The organism is Elusimicrobiota bacterium, from assembly GCA_041660925.1.
GTDB lineage: Bacteria > Elusimicrobiota > Elusimicrobia > UBA1565 > UBA1565 > JBAZUV01.
The window spans coordinates 472,921-490,535 of sequence record JBAZVI010000002.1 but is presented as its reverse complement, the minus strand read 5'-3'; the positions used below and the strand labels follow the sequence as shown (position 1 = coordinate 490,535).

Annotated in this window: 19 protein-coding genes and 1 tRNA gene; 15 read left to right on the top strand and 5 right to left on the bottom strand. The window is 60.4% G+C overall.

Translation table 11 applies throughout. The annotated features are described in order from the left end of the window. The first annotated feature begins 3 nt into the window (after nucleotides 1-3). The 5 genes from WC969_04850 (at nucleotide 4) to WC969_04830 (ending at nucleotide 3,780) form a co-directional block, all read left to right on the top strand. Nucleotides 4-618, top strand: a complete 615-nt coding sequence (locus WC969_04850) for a MotA/TolQ/ExbB proton channel family protein (GenBank protein MFA6029166.1) — start codon at nucleotides 4-6, stop codon at nucleotides 616-618. A gap of 19 nt (nucleotides 619-637) precedes the next feature. Further along, nucleotides 638-1,084 carry a biopolymer transporter ExbD gene (locus tag WC969_04845; GenBank protein ID MFA6029165.1) on the top strand — a complete coding sequence of 149 codons (447 nt, stop codon included), beginning with the start codon at nucleotides 638-640 and terminating at the stop codon, nucleotides 1,082-1,084. Next, nucleotides 1,081-1,503: a biopolymer transporter ExbD gene (locus WC969_04840; GenBank protein MFA6029164.1), complete on the top strand. Its 423-nt coding sequence runs from the start codon at nucleotides 1,081-1,083 to the stop codon at nucleotides 1,501-1,503. Before WC969_04845 ends, WC969_04840 begins: the two co-directional genes overlap by 4 nt. Beyond that, nucleotides 1,504-2,559 carry a TonB family protein gene (locus WC969_04835; GenBank protein MFA6029163.1) on the top strand — a complete coding sequence of 352 codons (1,056 nt, stop codon included), beginning with the start codon at nucleotides 1,504-1,506 and terminating at the stop codon, nucleotides 2,557-2,559. Nucleotides 2,560-2,649: 90 nt separating this feature from the next. Further along, on the top strand, nucleotides 2,650-3,780 hold the full coding sequence (locus WC969_04830) for a hypothetical protein (protein MFA6029162.1): 1,131 nt from the start codon (nucleotides 2,650-2,652) through the stop codon (nucleotides 3,778-3,780). Between the two features lie 204 nt (nucleotides 3,781-3,984). On the opposite strand, the gene speA is transcribed toward WC969_04830, so the two are convergent. Continuing rightward, nucleotides 3,985-6,003: a biosynthetic arginine decarboxylase gene (speA, locus tag WC969_04825; protein ID MFA6029161.1), complete on the bottom strand. Its 2,019-nt coding sequence runs from the start codon at nucleotides 6,001-6,003 to the stop codon at nucleotides 3,985-3,987. A 251-nt stretch (nucleotides 6,004-6,254) separates the two neighbouring features. Then, on the bottom strand, nucleotides 6,255-6,536 hold the full coding sequence (locus WC969_04820) for a DUF559 domain-containing protein (GenBank protein MFA6029160.1): 282 nt from the start codon (nucleotides 6,534-6,536) through the stop codon (nucleotides 6,255-6,257). Nucleotides 6,537-6,799: 263 nt separating this feature from the next. On the opposite strand from WC969_04820, the gene gap reads away from it, so the two are divergent. Continuing rightward, nucleotides 6,800-7,819: a type I glyceraldehyde-3-phosphate dehydrogenase gene (gene gap / locus WC969_04815; GenBank protein ID MFA6029159.1), complete on the top strand. Its 1,020-nt coding sequence runs from the start codon at nucleotides 6,800-6,802 to the stop codon at nucleotides 7,817-7,819. A 62-nt stretch (nucleotides 7,820-7,881) separates the two neighbouring features. Continuing rightward, on the top strand, nucleotides 7,882-9,090 hold the full coding sequence (locus tag WC969_04810) for a phosphoglycerate kinase (GenBank protein MFA6029158.1): 1,209 nt from the start codon (nucleotides 7,882-7,884) through the stop codon (nucleotides 9,088-9,090). Between the two features lie 479 nt (nucleotides 9,091-9,569). Here WC969_04810 and WC969_04805 read toward each other — a convergent pair. The 3 genes from WC969_04805 to WC969_04795 form a co-directional block, all read right to left on the bottom strand. Next, nucleotides 9,570-9,651, bottom strand: a tRNA-Leu gene (locus WC969_04805). Nucleotides 9,652-9,671: 20 nt separating this feature from the next. Further along, on the bottom strand, nucleotides 9,672-10,064 hold the full coding sequence (gene secG, locus WC969_04800; protein ID MFA6029157.1) for a preprotein translocase subunit SecG: 393 nt from the start codon (nucleotides 10,062-10,064) through the stop codon (nucleotides 9,672-9,674). A 144-nt stretch (nucleotides 10,065-10,208) separates the two neighbouring features. After that, nucleotides 10,209-10,790, bottom strand: a complete 582-nt coding sequence (locus tag WC969_04795) for a hypothetical protein (protein ID MFA6029156.1) — start codon at nucleotides 10,788-10,790, stop codon at nucleotides 10,209-10,211. Nucleotides 10,791-11,104: 314 nt separating this feature from the next. Here WC969_04795 and WC969_04790 point away from each other — a divergent pair, with 314 nt between their 5' ends. The 8 genes from WC969_04790 (at nucleotide 11,105) to WC969_04755 (ending at nucleotide 17,496) form a co-directional block, all read left to right on the top strand. Continuing rightward, on the top strand, nucleotides 11,105-12,100 hold the full coding sequence (locus WC969_04790) for a hypothetical protein (GenBank protein ID MFA6029155.1): 996 nt from the start codon (nucleotides 11,105-11,107) through the stop codon (nucleotides 12,098-12,100). 11 nt (nucleotides 12,101-12,111) lie between these two features. After that, the gene (locus WC969_04785) at nucleotides 12,112-13,077 is read left to right on the top strand and encodes a competence protein CoiA family protein (GenBank protein ID MFA6029154.1); all 966 of its coding nucleotides are present in this window, start codon (nucleotides 12,112-12,114) and stop codon (nucleotides 13,075-13,077) included. 15 nt (nucleotides 13,078-13,092) lie between these two features. Beyond that, entirely contained in the window at nucleotides 13,093-14,421 is a 1,329-nt protein-coding gene (locus WC969_04780) for a hypothetical protein (protein MFA6029153.1), read from the top strand. A 97-nt stretch (nucleotides 14,422-14,518) separates the two neighbouring features. Next, the gene (locus WC969_04775) at nucleotides 14,519-15,058 is read left to right on the top strand and encodes a hypothetical protein (protein ID MFA6029152.1); all 540 of its coding nucleotides are present in this window, start codon (nucleotides 14,519-14,521) and stop codon (nucleotides 15,056-15,058) included. A gap of 102 nt (nucleotides 15,059-15,160) precedes the next feature. Then, a complete protein-coding gene (locus WC969_04770) occupies nucleotides 15,161-15,724 on the top strand; it encodes a metal-dependent hydrolase (protein ID MFA6029151.1) in 564 nt (187 codons plus the stop codon). Between the two features lie 59 nt (nucleotides 15,725-15,783). Next, the gene (locus WC969_04765) at nucleotides 15,784-16,377 is read left to right on the top strand and encodes an RDD family protein (GenBank protein ID MFA6029150.1); all 594 of its coding nucleotides are present in this window, start codon (nucleotides 15,784-15,786) and stop codon (nucleotides 16,375-16,377) included. Nucleotides 16,378-16,540: 163 nt separating this feature from the next. Further along, entirely contained in the window at nucleotides 16,541-17,119 is a 579-nt protein-coding gene (locus WC969_04760; protein ID MFA6029149.1) for a hypothetical protein, read from the top strand. Then, complete coding sequence (locus WC969_04755; GenBank protein ID MFA6029148.1) at nucleotides 17,119-17,496, top strand: response regulator; 378 nt, start codon at nucleotides 17,119-17,121, stop codon at nucleotides 17,494-17,496. Before WC969_04760 ends, WC969_04755 begins: the two co-directional genes overlap by 1 nt. The last annotated feature ends 119 nt before the right edge of the window (nucleotides 17,497-17,615 follow it).

The window sequence follows — 17,615 nt, the reverse complement described above, 5'->3', positions numbered from 1 at the left end:
CACATGACGGACATCGACTACGTATCCATCCTCAAGGACAGCTTCACCCTCATCATCCTCTTCTTCTGCTCCGTGATCTCCATCGCCTTCGCCCTCGAGCGCTGGTGGTTCTTCCGCAAGGCCGAGGTCGACGCCGACGCCCTCCTCGCCTCCGTGCGCAAGCTCCTGGAGGGGGGGAAGGCGGAGCAGGCCCAGGCCTCCCTGCAGAAGACTTTCGCCCCGGTCGCCCAGGTGCTCGCCTACGCGCTTCTCCACCGCTCGCACTCGAAGGCGGACCTCGAGGAGCTGCTCGCGACCAAGCGCCTCGAGGAGCGCATCCGCATGGAGCGCTATCTCGGCATCCTCGGCACGATGGGCAACACCGCGCCCTTCATCGGCCTCTTCGGCACGGTCGTCGGCATCATCAAGGCCTTCCGGGACCTCGCGCTCTCGGGCATCGGCGGCCCCACGGTCGTCGCCAAGGGCATCGCCGAGGCCCTCGTTGCGACCGCAGCCGGAATGGCGGTAGCCATTCCGGCCGTGATCCTTTACAACTACTTCATGCGCAAGGTGAAGACGACGTCCGTGACGATGGAAGTCGCCTCCGCGCGCTTCCTCATCATGCTCGGAGCGAAGTAAGCCGCACCGGAGACGAAGAATGGGCGCCGCACCGGGTCAGCGCGACGACGAGCCGATCACCAGCATCAACATCACGCCGCTGGTGGACGTGAGCCTCGTGCTCGTCATCATCTTCATGGCCATCGCGCCTTTCGCGCTCTCCGCGGGCATCAAGGTCCTCGAGTCGCGCGCGAGCGCGGCGGTGGGCAAGGTCTCCGCCGCCGAGAACGTCTCCCTGCGGCTCTTCAAGGACGGCAAGGTGACCTTGAACGGCCAGACCGTGGACCCGCTGCTCCTCGGCGCGCGGCTCGCGCAGGCCCTGGCCGCGAGCAGGGACAAGATGGTCCTCCTCAGCGCCGACGACGAGAACAAGGTCGGCGAGGTCGTCGAGGTCCTCGACCTCGCCAAGCAGTCCGGCGCCGAGAAGCTCGCGATCATGCGGGAAGCCAAGCCGGGCGAGAAGCCCGCGGACGGGGCGAAAGGATGAAGAGCGACGCCGAGCGCTTCGCCGACTTCGAGGAAGAGCTGATGACCGGCATCAACGTGACGCCGCTCGTCGACGTCTGCCTCGTGCTCGTCATCATCTTCATGGTCACCACCCCGCTGCTCTCGCGCCCCGCCTTCGACGTGAAGCTCCCCGTCGCGACCACCCAGGAAGGCGAGGAGAAGGACAAGGTCACGATCTCGCTCGGGAAGGGCGACCGCCTCGCCATCGACGCCCAGGAGGCGAAGACGGTCGCGGAGCTCAAGGTCATGCTCGAGCTCAAGCTGCAGCTCTCGGAGTCGCGCATCGTCGTCCTGCGCGCCGACCGCGAGGCGACGCACGGCCGGCTCACCGAACTCATGTCGCTCGCCAAGGAGGCGGGCGCCAAGTCCATCTCGATCGCCACGGAGCAGAAGAAATAAGTGGAAGCAAGGCTCCCGTTCTCGGTGACGGCTTCTCTGGCCCTGCATGTGGGAGGGCTGGCGGGCTACATCCTGCTCTCGACGGTGACGGAGAAGGCCCAGCTCAAGGTCATCTCGAACGTCGACCTCCTCATCGCGACGCCCGCGGCGCAGAAGGCGGCCGCCGCCGTGAAGCCGCCCACGATGAAGGACTTCCTGAAGCTGGCCCTGCCCGCCCTGCCCAAGCCGTCGATGAGCACCCCGCTCGAGGTGAAGGCGCCCGAGATCCAGCGCAAGCTCATGGAGCTCGCGAACCCCAAGCTCGACGACCGGGGGAAGCTCCAGCGCGCCGAGAAGCTCGCGGCGCTCGACCTCGGACAGAGGCGCCAGGACCTCGCCCGCATCGAGGCCCTGCCCCAGAACCGCGCGTCCCGCGCCCCCGTCGAGCTCCCCAAGCTCGAGGAGGTCGGCACGCGCCAGGCCGCGCGCAAGGTCCTCGAGCTGGCCGCGCTCCAGGAGGAGCGCCGGCCCGAGCCGCAGGCGCTGGCCGCCCTTCCGACGGCGGGGCTCGAGCGCCGCGGCGTGCCGCAGACGGCGCCGCTGCTCGCGCCCGAGGCCTCCGGACGGAAGCCGACCGCCCTCGAGCGGCTCGCCGCCGCCCTGCCGAGCGCCCCCGCTCCGCTCCAGGACGCGCGGCCTCAGAGCGTCCTGCCGCGGCGGAACATCGAGCCCATCGCGCCCGCCCCGCTGCCGCGCCCGCAGGGCCTGCAGGCCGTCCAGCGCAAGGCCGTCGAGATCGAAGGGCCCCTTTCCAACCGCCGCGTCGTGTCGGCCGCCGTGCCCGCCTTCCCGCAGTGGGCGAAGGACCAGGGCATCGTGGAGGCCGACGTCGCCATCCGCTTCTCCGTGGACCCCGAGGGACGCGTGCTCGAGGGCATGCGCATCGAGAAGACCTCCGGCTTCGGCCGCCTCGACCGCCTCGCGATGGAGAGTCTCAAGGGCTGGATCTTCGCGCCCGTCGCAGAGAGCGCCGGAAACCAATGGGGCGTCATCACCTTCCGTTTCATCCTGGAGTAGACCATGATCACGAGAAATTCAGGCGCCGACAATACGACGGGAAGGAAGGCGGGGTCTCACGCGCCCGAATTTCTCGTGGGGGGTAGGAGCATGCTCGTCGGCGCCGCGTTCCTGTTCGCGGTGCTGAACGCGGCGCCGGCCTTCGCCCTCTTCGGCTCGGGCCAGAAGAAGGAGCCCGAGCACATCCAGGCCCCCAAGGGCGGCGCGCTGCCCGGGCTCGAAGGGACCGGCGTCTCCCCGGAGGCCCCGCCGAGCATGGCCGTCGAGGCCGCGCAGGCGACCCCGGCCGCTCCGGCCCCGAGCGCCTCCAACTACGGGGCCGAGGCCCCCGTCTCCGAGAACGAGACCTCCGTCGGCACCTCCGCGAGCGGCGAGATGCCCCAGGAGGTCGTCATCCGCGGGGAGGGGGACAACAAGCTCAAGAACGTGAAGCCGCCGCTGCAGATCACGACCGACCCCTTCGAGTCCATCCGCGACACCCTCAAGCCCGACGAGAACCTCCTCCTCGCCGAGTCCCCGCTCGCCGTCGTCTGGCGCCGCACGCACCCCGAGTTCCTGCGCAACCCCCGCGTCGTCCAGCCGTGGAGGACCCTCTTCAGCGAGCGCCCCGGGATGATCTTCCGCCCCCGCGACCTCCTCGCCGAGGTGCTCGGGCGCAAGCTCGACCCCAAGGAAGTGAAGGGCTACCAGTGGTCGCTCACCATCGCGGACGAGGAAGGCAAGGTCTTCCACCACTACGAGGGCTCGAGCAACCCGCCCGAGGAGATCGTCTGGGCCGGGCAGAACGACCAGGACGAGTGGATCAAAGCCGGCAAGGCCTATTCGCCGGTCTACATGTTCACCGACCCCGCCGGCACGCCCTACACCCGCGCGGACAAGCCCATCAAGTACAAGGGCGTCGTCCACCAGGAGCGCACCGGCATGCACATGACGCTGGACTCGACCGCGCTCTTCGGCTCGATGAAGGACGCCTCGGGCACCGTGGGGGAGGGGGAGGCCGTCCTGCGCTCCGCCGCCGACCTCATCAAGCGGCGCTACCCCGGCGTGCCCCTGCGCGTCGAGGCCTACTCCGGGACCAAGGAGCTCGCCGAGAAGCAGGCGCGCACCGTCCAGGACTACCTCCAGCGCGAGCTCATGCTGATGCCTCAGGATGTGTCCACCGATTCCGATCGGGCGACGTTCTCGGATCAGCGAGTGGAGATTATTCTCCTGAATCGATAGGATGGGATAGAAGACGCTGGGAAGACGATACCCGTTTCCTTAACTCCCCTTCCTGCGGGAGGGGGCTGGGGGAGGGGGAGCAGAAAAGAAGAAGGCCCGCGATGAGCGGGCCTTCTTCTTTATTCCCTTCGTCTTTGGAGACCCTTTAGGGGTTCCCCCTACCCCTTCACCCCTTCCCGCAGGAAGGGGAGTTAAGGAAGGGGTTTAAGCGGGTGTTTTTTCCTTATGTCCGTTCCCATTCCCGTTCCCGGGAGGGGTCGCAATCGTCGTCCCTTCGCTCAGCCTGGGCAGTTCGCCGCGGTGTCTGGAGGGGACCGCGGTCTCCATGTCGATGTAGGTGTACTGCTGCATGACGGAGTCGTAGAGGTTCATCAGGTCCACGCCCTCGCGCGGCTTGATGGCGCCGGCCTTCACCTGGCTCTCGAGCGCGAGCTTGATCATCTTCAGGAGCTCGAAGGTGCTGTACTGGATGCCGCAGAGCACGTCGCGCACCGTCTGGCCGTGGATGATCTCTTCGAGGTAGTAGCCGCCCGGCTCCTCTTCGTCCTGGAAGACGTGGACCTCGTTGACGCGGCCGAAGAGGTTGTGGATGTCGCCCATCGTCGCCTGGTAGGCGCCCATGAGGAAGATGCCCATGTAGTAGGGCTGGCCGTCGAGGGTGTGGAGCGGCAGGAGCGAGCCCGCCTTGCGGTGAGCGACGAAGCGGTCGACCTTCCCGTCCGAGTCGCAGGTGATGTCGACGAGCGAGCAGCGGCGCACCGGCTCCTCGTGCAGGCGATGGAGCGGCATGATGGGGAAGAGGTGCCCCACCGCCCAGCTGTCGGGCAGGGACTGGAAGAGGGAGAAGTTGCAGAGCGCCTGGTCGCCCAAGGCGCGCGTCATCTCCAGCACGTCGTCGGGGACGTCCTTGACCTTCGGGACGATCTTCCCGATCTCGAGGCGGAGCTTCCAGAAGAGGTTCTCGACCTTCGCCTTGTCCTCGAGACTGAGATAGCCGAACTTGAAGAGCGACTGGGCCTCGGCCTTCGTCTGGAGGCCGTCGTGGTAGGCCTCGGCGAGGTCGGTGGGGTCGATGGAGCGGATGATCTCGCGCATCTCGCTGACGACCTTGTGCTCGTCGGGGGTCTCGTTGAGCTCGATGGGCGAGCAGCCGGCCTCGATGCTGCCGAAGACGTCCATGCAGAGCATCGAGTGGTGCGCCACCAGCGACCGGCCGGACTCGGTGACGATGTTGGGCTCCGGGACCTGCTCCTGGCGGCAGACGTCCTGGATGGTGAAGACGAGGTCGTCGACGTACTCGCGCAGGGTGTAGTTGACCGAGGCGTCGCTGGCCGTGTGCGTGCCGTCGTAGTCCACGCCGAGGCCGCCGCCGCAGTCGAGGTAGTTCAAGGGGACGCCGGCCTTGCGCAGCTTCGCGTAGATGCGGGCCGCTTCCTTCACCGCGTCCTTGATGGTGCGGATGTCGGTGACCTGGGAGCCGTTGTGGAAGTGCAGGAGGTTCACGCGCTCGAGCATCCCGGCGGCCTTGAACTGCTGGCAGGCGCAGATGATCTCGGCGGTCGTGAGGCCGAACTTGGCGTTCTCGCCCGAGGAGGTCTTCCACTTGCCGGTGCTCTCGGTCTGGAGCTTCGCGCGCAGGCCGATCATGGGCTGCACGCCGAGCTCCTTGCTCGCGGCGATGAGGAGGTCGATCTCGGCGATCTTCTCGATGACGACGATGACCTTCTTGCCGAGCTTCGTGCCGAGCGCGGCCAGGCGCATCATCGACTCGTCCTTGTAGCCGTTGACGATGGTGAGGGCCTCGTTCGAGTTCATCGCGACGACCGCGAGGAGCTCGCCCTTGCTGCCGGCCTCGAGGCCGAACTGGTAGGGCTCGCCGGCGTCGAGGATCTCCTCGACGACCTCGCGCAGCTGGTTGACCTTGATGGGGTAGACGCCGTAGTAGCGGGCGCCGTACTTGTGGTCCTTGATGGACTTCTGGAAGGTCTCGTTGATCTGCTTGACGCGGTGGCGGAGGATGTCCTGGAAGCGGAAGAGGACGGGGAGCTTGATGCCGCGGGCGAGTACGTCCTCGACGATGCGCTTGACCTCGATGTCGTGGTTGGGGTCGCGGTCGAGCTGGACGACGAGGTTGCCCGCCTTGTTGATGTCGAAGTAGCGCTGGCCCCACCCCTTCAGGTTGTAGAGCTTTTCCGCGTCCTCGATCGTCCAGGGTCTATCCATCGCAAATGCTTCCACCCGCTCCCGGCTCGGCGCAGCTCCGGCGAACATGGAGATAATACCGCAAAGCAGCTCCCGCGCCAATAGGTAATTGGACCTAACGGCGCGGGAGGGCGATGGGATTTTTCCTTAACTCCCCTTCCTGCGGGAGGGGGCGCAGGGGGAGGGGGAACCCGGTGAAAATATTTTGACAACGGCGGAGCCACCTTCCCCTGCCCCTTCCCGCAGGAAGGGGAGATAGGGAAGAGCGGCTGTTATTGGGGCGCGGCGGGACGGGGAGGCAACATCCATTTGATCATCATCAGCACCCGATCCATCTCGCGCAACACTTCTTCGTTCCAAAACCTCACCACTCGAAATCCTTTCTCACTCAAGAACGCAGTCCTCTCGCGGTCTTCTGTGATGCTGTACGCGTGCTTCTCTCCATCGATCTCGATGATGAGTCGTTCCTTGATGCAGCAGAAGTCGACGATGAAAGGGCCGATGCGGTGTTGGCGTCGGAAGTGACGGCCGTGGAAACGATTGGCACGGAGCATCCTCCAGAGGATGGATTCGGGGAGAGTGGGGGAACGACGCATATGGGGGAGGAGTTGGAAGTGGAGGGGGTTCATATAGGTGTTACGGATGAGAACGGAGGCAAGTTCCCGTGGGCATGTAATCCTAGGGGCTTCCCCTACCCCAGCCCCTTCCCGCGGGGAAGGGGAGTTAAGGAAACTGAGGTCGCAGGAGGGCCCTTTTTGGTAGAATCACATCGTCAGGGGGCGTTCATGCTCCCAGACACCAGGAGGAAGCACACACAATGGCGATTAAAGTAGGCGTCAACGGGTTCGGCCGCATCGGGCGTCTCGCGATCCGCGCCGGGATCAAGAATCCCGACATCCAGTTCGTCGCGGTCAACGACCTGACCGACGCCGTCACCAACGCGCACCTCTTCAAGTACGATTCCACCTTCGGCATCTACCCGGGGACCGTCGAGGTCCAGGGCGGAGCCATCGTCATCGACGGCAAGCGCCTCGAGGTCGTCGCCGAGAAGGACCCGGCGAACCTCCCGTGGAAGAAGCTCGGCGTGGACATCGTCATCGAGTCCACCGGCAAGTTCACCGAAGCCGAGAAGGCGAAGGCCCACCTCGCCGCCGGCGCCAAGAAGGTGCTCATCTCCGCTCCCGCGAAGGGCGAGGACATCACCATCTGCATGGGCATCAACGAGGACCTCTACAACCCCGAGAAGCACCACATCATCTCGAACGCCTCGTGCACCACGAACTGCCTGGCGCCCATCGCGCAGGTGCTCAATGCGAAGTACGGCATCAAGAACGGCATCATGACCACCATCCACGCCTACACCAACGACCAGAAGGTGCTGGACTTCGCGCATAAGGACCTGCGTCGGGCCCGCGCGGCGGGACTGAGCATGATCCCGAGCTCCACGGGAGCGGCGAAGGCCATCGGCCTCGTCATCCCCGCGCTCAAGGGCAAGATGGCCGGCATCGCCGTGCGCGTGCCGACCCCGGACGTCTCGCTCGTCGACCTCGCGGTCGTCGTCGAGAACCCGCCCAAGACGAAGGACGAGGTCAACGCCGTCTTCAAGGAAGCCGCCGCCTCGGGCCGCCTGAAGGGCATCCTCCAGTACCTCGACATCCCGCTCGTCTCCAAGGACTTCACGGGGAACCCGGCGTCGTCGATCTTCGACTCGTCGCTGACGGACGTCAGCGGCTCGCTGATCAAGGCGTTCGGCTGGTACGACAACGAGTGGGGCTACTCGCAGCGCATCATCGACCTCACCGTGCTCGTCGGCAAGAAGCTGAAGGTCGCTGCCTGAAACGCGAATCATCCGCTCGGCGGCTCAAGCCGCCGAGCGGATGATCCCGGTTTGGAGGACACATGGAAGACAAGGCCCTGAAGCTCACCCGCCTGCAGGAGATGGACGTCAAGAACAAGCGCGTCCTGATGCGCGTGGACTACAACTGTCCCATCAAGGACGGCAAGGTCACCGACCCGACCCGCATCCGCGAGACCCTGCCGACCCTCAAGCATCTCCTCGCCGCCAAGTCGAAGATCGTCCTCATCGCGCACCTGGGGCGCCCGAAGGGGAAGGTCGAGCCGAAGTACTCGCTCAAGCCCTGCGTCGTCGAGCTCGAGAAGCTCGCCGGCGTGAAGGTCCATTTCGCGACCGACTGCGTGGGACCCGAGGCGGACAAGGTCGTCGCGGCGCTGGGCCCCGGCGAGATCGCGCTGCTCGAGAACCTGCGCTATCATCCGGAGGAGGAGAAGAACGACGACGGCTTCTCCAAGCTCCTGGCCAAGCACGGCGACGTCTTCGTCCAGGAGGCCTTCGGCGCCATCCACCGCGCGCACGCCTCCACGGCCGGCGTCACCAAGTATCTCAAGGGCGGCATCGGCCTGCTCGTGCAGAAGGAGCTCGAGTTCCTCGACCGCGTCATCGGCAACCCCCAGCGGCCGTTTTTGGCCATCCTGGGCGGCGCGAAGGTCTCCGACAAGCTCGCCGTGACCCTGCGCCTGCTCGACCGCGTCGACGGGATGCTCATCGGCGGCGCCATGAGCTACACCTTCCTGCAGGCCCAGGGCGTCTCCATCGGCAAGTCCCTGCTCGAGAAGGAGCGCATCCCGGACGCGCAGAAGATCATCGAGAAGGCCTACGCGAAGAGTGTCGAGCTCCTCCTGCCGGCCGACCATCTGGCCGTCCAGGAAGTGAAGGAAGACTCCCCTTCGCAGGTCAGCCAGGGGATGGCGGTGCCGGAGGGCTGGTCGGGCGTGGACATCGGCCCGCGCAGCATCGAGATCTTCGAGGAGAAGATCAAGACCGCGAAGACCATCTTCTGGAACGGCCCGATGGGCATCTTCGAGATGAAGCCCTTCTCCAAGGGCAGCTTCGCCGTGGCCCAGGCGATGGCCGAGGCGACGGCGAACGGCGCCACCACCATCGTGGGCGGCGGCGACTCCCTGGCCGTGCTCTCCGCCCTCGGGCTCAACGGGAAGATGTCCCACTGCTCGACGGGAGGGGGGGCGAGCCTCGAACTGCTCGAGGGAAAGATCCTCCCCGGCCTGGCGGCCCTGGCGCAGAGCAAGTAATCAGGAATCCCTTCGGGATTCCTGCTCGTCTAATTCGCTAAACAGAGAGCCGCGAGGTCAAAGACCTCGCGGCTCTCTGTTTATTATGTCCCGCGCAGTCGGACCCCGCGTCCATAGAAGAGCCGCGCCCTGCCTCGTGCGCGGTTTCCTTCCACTATACCCCCTCGATCCGTTTCATCAGCCCCGCGCAGTCAGACACCGCGCGAAGGAGCAAATATTGCTGCGCGGGTCCTTAATGGGGGATCGGCTGTGGCGGAGCCTCTCCGGCGAACCGGATGAGCCCTGGAGCCGTTGTCTCCCCTCTCTCCGTTGTCCGGCGGGTGCCGGCGGGTGGGCGGCCCATCGCCGAGGAGCGCAATGTCCGTCGCCGTCTGAGCACCGCAGGCGATGGGAGGGACCCGCAGGCAGGCCCCGCCGGACTATAAAAGAGAACCGGGGAACCTTTCGGCTCCCCGGCTTCTCATCCGTCGTTACAAACTTGCGCGGGGGGGGACTTGAACCCCCACGGGTTTCCCCATACGCCCCTCAAACGTACGCGTCTGCCAGTTCCGCCACCCGCGCGTCTTTACTGCTGGTCCGGCCTACTTCTTTTCCGTCGGCACTTCCGTCTTCGCCGGAGCCGGCGCGGCTTTTGAGGGAGCCGCCGCCTTCTCCAGCTTCGCTTCCGGCACCTTCGGCGCTTCCGCCGGAGGCGTCGCGGGCTGCGAGGCCAACGGAACCTCGAACTTGCCGCGCGTCACGCTGGTGCTTCCGACGCGGCCCGAGAGCAGCGTCAGCATCAAAGAGGTCACCGCGAACGTTCCCGCCAGCACTGCCGTGAACTTCTTGAGGAAGGAGGAGCCGCTGGGGCTCGAAAGGGCGTCGCCGCCGCCGCCGAACACCGCGAGGCCCGCTCCGCGTCCCGCCTGAAGCAGGACGATGAGGATGAGGAGCAGGCACACGAGGAAGTGCAGGCCGATCAGGAAGTGGTACATGTCGGGGGCTATTATACTGCATATCCGGGGAATCCTCAACCGGTGAGTCCAACGCGCGGGCCTGGTGGGCGGCGAGCCTGCTAGAAAAAGGAAACCGCGCCGGACGCGGCGCGGTTCCTTCGGGGGGACGCGGGACGGATTCGACTATTTCTGGTAGGCGGGGGGGAGGACGGCGAACTCGGCGTCCTTGAGGAAAGGAAGGACCGAATTGTCCTTGTAGTCACCCCCCTCGGGATGGTTCATCATGGCGAACTTCGCGGTCCGCGCCCAGTGGATGATCTCCATGATTTCCGGGTTCGGCGGGTTGGTTCGGGCGTAGGCGATGACCTCGCGGGCGAAATCCAGCCGCCGTTGGAGGAACTCGGCCTGTTTCTCGGCATAATTCTGCCACGCCCAATGAATGATCACGCCGTACGCTTTCTCGTTGCGTCCCCGGACCTCATAGGGCTGCGAGGTCGCGATTGCCATCATGCTGTTCTTCCGGATGATCACTTGCTCGAGCGCCGTCGGATCCGCAGGTGTTTGCACCGTCTGGACCTGGGCGACGGCGATGATGTTCGAGGGTTGCGTTGGTCCTCGGAGCACCATGTCCGAGGCGGCGATGAAACTCGCGGCAAGGTCCGTCTCAGGTGAATTCTGCGACGGGGCCGCGAGTCCGAGCGAAGTCGAAAGTCCCACGACGGCGACTGCAAACATGACGCTTTTCAAGGTGAGCCTCCAGATCATAAGCTGAAACTAGTTTATCAGCGGTCTGGCAACGGGGACAGGGCCGAATGCTCCACCAACCGTCGGATATTCGGCCCAAAACCGGGGGCCGGAAGACCTACGCGCGTAGACGTCTGGGGGCCCAACTTGAAGTGCCGGATCGGCACTTAAAGTCATGGAGTTTCCCCTCTATTCGCTGCGGACTTGGGGGTGAGGGGAGGGAGTTTTGAATTGGTGGGATGAAAGGAATGAACGATTAATGTATGATTGCGAAGTCGCTTCAATATTCTGAGTGATATCGTTTTCTAGTATTAGGATTTGGGTGAAAACTGCCTATGAAAAAGAACTCTAACTTAAAAGCGCAAAACCTAGACGCCGCCCAGTGGATTGGCTATTTGCGCTATTCAGGGAAAGGAGTAGAAGGCGGATTGATGGATGCTCGGAAATCAGCTCATGCATTGATAGGTTTCGATGGAGCACTGCGGCATTTCCTTTCGCAAGAGGCCCCTGCCTTACGAAACGTAGAATACGAAATCCCAGTGGTCATCCGCCCGGGATCGTGGGAGGCAATGCTTCCTGCCAATGCGCCTTCTTGGATGATGACTGCACTTGGTGTTGCCGGAACTGCCTATATGGGGAAGGCCGCTGCCAAAATGGCAGAACATGACTTCAAGGGCGTTGGGGTGACCACCATATTTAGGCGATCACTAAAGTGTCTTCAGTCGGTGATTCGACTCGGAAAACATTTGGGGACACTCCACACGAAGCAGTTTCCCAAGGTCAAATGGAATAAAGAGAAGGACCTAATTGGGATCCCGAATGAGAAGGGCGAACATCTTTATGTGCCAAAGAGTGTTCTCGACTCGTTTGCGTGCTGTCCTCCGGGACTTTTCTCTGATATGGCCGCAATTATTCAAAATGACAGGGAACTCCAGATTGGTGAGATTGGGCCGGAAGGAGTTCTGGATGTTGAGATTACAGAGGCGGACCGGCATATTTTTTATGTGCCGGAAACGGAAGATGAAATTCTGTTTCCAGAACTTCAACATGGCCAAGCTGTTGAATTGGAAGGGGTTGTAACAAGAGGGAACGAGAACAGCAATTCTATAGGATTCCAATACCAGGGACATATCCTGGCCTGCTATCCCACGGTTGGGAGTATAGTCCGTTTCAAATCTGCGTTGTTCCTGAAGTGTCGTATTAAGGGCGTTATTAATAGAGCGGATGATATTGGCGGAACTTCAAGTCGGTGTCCAAAAATATTTTTTGAGGGCTTAGTGCCTATCGAAAAGGAACCGCATATCTCGGACCTATTCGCAGAACGGGGATAAGCGTCGTTCGAATGGCAGTCGATAAGAATGGGGCGGCGATTGGGGGAATCACATTCAAGCTGCCCTTTGCGTTAAGAGAGGGCAAGCTTATCCATATCTCGGAAGTCGCGAGTGGGAAGCAGCCTGACTGTAAATGCCCTGGTTGTGGCGAGCCGCTAGTCGCGCGTAAGGGAAATATTGTCCGTCACCACTTCAGTCATGAATCGGGCGGATCGCGATGCGGAGAGGGAGCAATTCATGCGGCAGCTAAACTCCTGCTGCATCAGGGAATCAATAAGGCAATCCAGCAGAATCGAGCTATCGGTTTGACCTGGGTATGCAAGACATGTCTCGAAGTCCATCAGGGGCAATTACTTAAGAAGGCAGTACGAGTCGTTCTGGAAGCTGCAATTGATAAGTTTAGGCCGGACATCGCGCTCATAGATGCTGCCGGGAAGCCTGTCGCTGTCATCGAGGTGATTGTGAGTCATCCTCCGGAGGATGAGGCGAAGGCATTTTGGGTGGGCCGCAATATCGCGTTGATTGAATATAGGATAGAGAGTGATTTCGATCTTGAAAATCTGCGAGACCTAAACACCCTTAGGGTGACATCTGTTAATCGGTGTCTTGCCCCAAGATGTAACTGCGGAGGGATATTGGTTCCTCGCAACCGGCGATTGTACGTAGCAGATGTTCCCTGCTGGGAATGCAATCGGTCAATGAAGATCGCATGTGGCGAAGATAGAGATTTTTCGATTGGGCCGCATGACTTTGCGGATGCGGATGTGGAGCTTTGTCGGCAGAAAGGGGTGATTTTCCAGTTTAAATATAGCCGCACGTTGCACGGGAAATATCGGGCGTGTGTGTGCGAGCATTGTGAGAGCTTCATTGGCCGATATCATCTGCATAAGTATCGGTATGCTCTGCTTTCTGGTGAAGCTATCGACGGTGGCAGAATTTGCACAAAGTGCAAACGCATTGTGCTGCCAGTCATCTAACTATTCGAGACGGTAATGGCAACAAATCGAAATATTCTCCAATGTGCGGTGTGTGGCACATTATCATGTGTCCGAACCCTAATTGGTTACCTGGATCAGCATCCGATCCGGATTTATTGCGGGAAATGTGGCATCGAAATACAGGGGAAAGTCTTTATTGACCAGAAGAGGGCTACATATCGCTTCGAGTTTGCGAATGCCGTTGATGTCGGCAAGGGGGACCTCGAAAGCGCCGACTACTATATGGAGGCCTCTGGGGAGCTTCTTACTCTGAAGCTACAAAGGACACCACAAGGGAAAGTCCCTCCCTTCGTGTCTCCCTTTTTTCGCGCACAAGCGCAGATGGGGGTCGAAGGTGTTGAAGATTTTAAGAAGAAAGTTCTTCCTTTTATTGAGACGGCCCGCAATCAGTGGCCTGCGATAAAGCGCATAAATGATCTGTGGGCGAGAGGGAATAATGAATTTCTAAGGAGTGAGTTGCGCAAACTCCTGCCGGAAAAAATATATCCACTAACAAATAGATTGGAGCTCCTTAAGGGGGTGCGGCACACGACGATTGCTGTTCTCTATCCACTTCTTGATTGGAGACGTTTCGCCCCTCGAGTGGAGTATATTCACAAGCACGTTAAGCGTTCTGCAAGCATCCAGCCCCAGAAGGCAATCGAACTAGCAAAGGAGTTCTCTCGGAAGGGCCTTTTGGAGAGGTATCGTTCAATGTTGCTGGCGCGAATTGATGCATTTATGGAGGTATTCCCATATCTGATACCGGTCTTTTCACAACCGTTCTTCCGGCGGGGATTCACGAGGGAAGTATATGCGGAGTACGGGCTAAGTACTTGCAGCCTAGAAGACATCAAGAATTTCTATTCGGATACTTATGAAGATGTCTTGCTAATGAGTAGGCTGGCGGTGGCGTTCAATAACCTGTCGACTCGCGGCGATCATCGCGTCATGGCGCCCCGACGAAAGGATGTGTCAACGCTAGATGATTTCGATAATCTTTCTAAAGGTAGTCGTCTTGTGTTTCTTTCAGGACACGAGCAGTTTGATCTATTGCTCAATGGCGCTCTAAATGTCGGAGTTCGGAATGCCATTGCTCATAACTCCATTACCTATGATGGCCGAACGCAAGAAGTCGTTTACTATCCGGATGGCAACAAGACTGGGGTAAAGCAGGAAAGAATGTATCTTCTGCAGTTCGGTGAACTCTGCCGCGAGAGTCTGTACGCGTTAGTCAACTTGTCTGAACTTGCGCTTTGGACAGAGCGGCTAAACTTTATGGCAGAGGGAGAATCTCCGGACTATTCTGCATTTCTGGCCATGAGTGGCGGTGCCAGCACTTAACTAATTGGAATCACGGCGCCTGGCACTCAACTTATTGAACTTATTGGGTGATGGGGTCAGGGGGCGGGGTATGCGGAAAATATTACTAGCAAAGAGAATGAGCCCGATTTGGATAAGCGCATTCGCGGCATTACTCCTGATTATAAATGTGTCGGGCGTGCTGGCTGATGGACTGATTGTCTATGGAGATACATGGGCGATGACAATCGCTGAGCCCCCGGGGTGGATTGGCGATACGGAGGCGGGCGCCTCCCTAGGCCTTAACATTGTGCTGTATCCCGAAGGATCTCGCTGGACCGACGGGAACGCCTACATATATGGCATGGCCCTCGCGATAAAGCCCGCGGATATCAAACGACAAAGGAAGGAAGACCGCCGGCTCAATGAAGAGCATTTTGGAAAGGATATCCGATGGCACGACATAGACATTCAGAAGCCATATAGTGCGGGACAAGTCTATGCCGCGGCGGAGATGTATGCTAAGAGCTACGAGAAAATGGTTTGGATAGGCGACGAGAAATCCAAAGGCGTTGCTCTATTTGTTCTGAATGCCCGCGATGGCAAACGGCCCAATAAGAATGTTCTTGATGCATTCGAAAAGGTTCTTAAGAGCGTAGTTCTAATGCAGAAGATGTAGCTGACAGGGCCAGGTAACGGTGCCTGGTACTCGACTTATTGAACTTATTGCGGTGCAGGGGGGGAGGGGGAATGGCTGGGGGGCTAGGGGGATGAGGGGCGCATGAATCCGGTGACGCACTTTTTGGCCGGGTGGGCGGTGGGGCTGCCGGTGGATTTGAGCCGGCGGGACCGTGGGGTGGTTGTCCTAGCATCCATTTCTCCCGACATTGACGCTCTCCCGATCGTCATCGACCTCGTACAGGGACGGCAAAGGGACTCTCTTGAGCTTTGGAGCCGCTTTCATCATTCGGCCCACAACCTGGCTTTCGCGGTGGCGGTCAGCGTCGCCTGCATGGCGGTCGCGGAGCGGCGCTATGCGACCGCGGCGACGGCGTTCGTCGCGCTTCAGCTCCATTATGCCTGCGATATCGTGGGCTCCCGGGGTCCAGACGGGTATCAGTGGCCCATCCCGTACCTCGCGCCATTTTCGGATGCCTGGCAATTGACCGTCCCTTGGCAATGGGCGCTGAACGCCTGGCCGAACGTCCTTTTTACGATCATTCTCATGGGGATCATGTTTCACTCGGCATGGGCGCGTGGGTTCTCGCCGGTCGGCTTGTTCTCGTTGAGAGCCGACCAGGCGCTTATTGATACACTCCGGGTGCGATTCGGAACTCCACGCTGATTGGCTCGCAGGGCCGAGGGCGGGGGGAGTGGATAGAAGTTTTGACTTGAGAGAAAACCATGGAACAACAGGCAGCGACGCCGCAGACGAAAATCACGTCGGGAGCCGGGTTCTTTCATAGACTTCTTGCTCGAGCGGTCGACATGGCCTTCGGACACGCTCTTGGGTTCGGTTCCGCCTTTTTTGCGGGGATAATCCTTTCGATCTTGGAAGTCGCCGGGCTCGCCTCTCCGGGATGGGAACAACGAATGGGAATCACGGGCATTCGTGGTGTCTTACTGGGAATCGTCGGGTTTACCCTCTACCACACCGTCATGGAGGGGATGCATGGTTCCTCTGTCGGAAAAATGATTTGCAGGCTTCAAGTCGTGACATCCGATGGGCAGCGCTGCGGGATGAAAGGAGCTGCGCTCAGGAACTTGGCTTTCTGGATGGATTCCTTGTTCTTTGGTGCGGTGGGATATGGCGCCATGCACTTGTCTCCGTTGAATCTTAGGTTCGGCGACTATTGGGCGAAGACTGTAGTGGTCAAAGCTCGAGATGTCCCTGAAGATGCGAGGGCGTCTATGGGAACGTTCATCCTGAGTTTATTCCTCGCCGTCTCGGGATGGGGACTTATAACTCTGATTGCGCTGATTCTCCGAGCTGTTTGAAGAGCTAACGGTGCCGGGCACTTAAGTTACTGAACTTATTGGGCTCACGGTGCCTGGCACTCAACTTATTGAACTTATTGGGTGATGGGGCCAGGGGGCGGGGGATTGGAATCGGTGCGGCGGATGGGGGGAGGGGAGTGCGATGGGACCAAGTGAGGGATTGATGGACAGCAAAGTTCTTATTGCGATTGTCACGTCGGGAGTATCGATCATCGTCGCCGGGATCAGTCTGGTGGCCTCCATAATCAATACCAAGCAGATGGGCCGGTCGAATCTCGAGGTCGAGAAGTTAAGGCATGAGCTGTCGAAGCAGGAACGCCGCGAGGCAGCTGCGGACGCGCATGCCGATGCCTCGTTGACCTCCTTGCAGTCTGCGATTCGGGCCATTCAGATCTTCAAGGATGAGATGCAGGTGATTCTGGCGGCCGTTGAGAAGAGCCTGGATTCCGAAACGGCGATATCCCATGTCCTTCAGGCGAGGGAGAAAGTCTTTTCACTCTACGAGGAAGTCCTTCCGAATCTTGAGAAGCAGGATGCAGATATCTTTCATGGGGCCAAGAACAGATGCCTCAGCGTGCAGAACCTCCTGCAGAAGCGCTTGAAGGAGATGAGATTCGTCTCTGAACTATCCAACGATGATCGGCAGCAGCTCTACGAATATCGGTCCCTGCTGACGGATGCACAGCAGACATTGCGCGACAGCCGAGCCGATAAGTTGGCCCAACGGATGACTGCGGCCTGATGAAACAGATCCTTTTCATAGACGACGAGCCGAGGAACGTCGAGGGCATCCGAACTGTCTTGGGTTGGAAGCCGGAGCTTCGATGCGCTATCGCATCGGGCCCGGATGCGGCCCTGAAGATGCTCAAGGAAGAGCGGTTCGATCTCATCGTCACGGATGTGTTGATGCCAGGGACCGACGGAATCACTTTCGCCATGAAGATGCGTGCGGGTGAGTACGGCGAGAATCTTAAGGATATGCCGATCATGTTCCTCACAAGCGACCCGAAGAAGGTTCTCCGCTCCGGGATGTCGCAATATGGGAATTGGGAGGTTATTCAAGATCTCCGCGATTCTGCGGTGATAGAGGCCATCCAGAAGAGGGTGAGTCTCCTCTAGCCTAGATTCAAGGTGTGACAGGCACTTAACTAATGGAACTAACTAAAGAGCGAACGGGAATTTTGAGAGGGATGGCGTTAGGGCTTCTGCTGGCGGCGGGGGTGGGGGCCTGTTCTCTT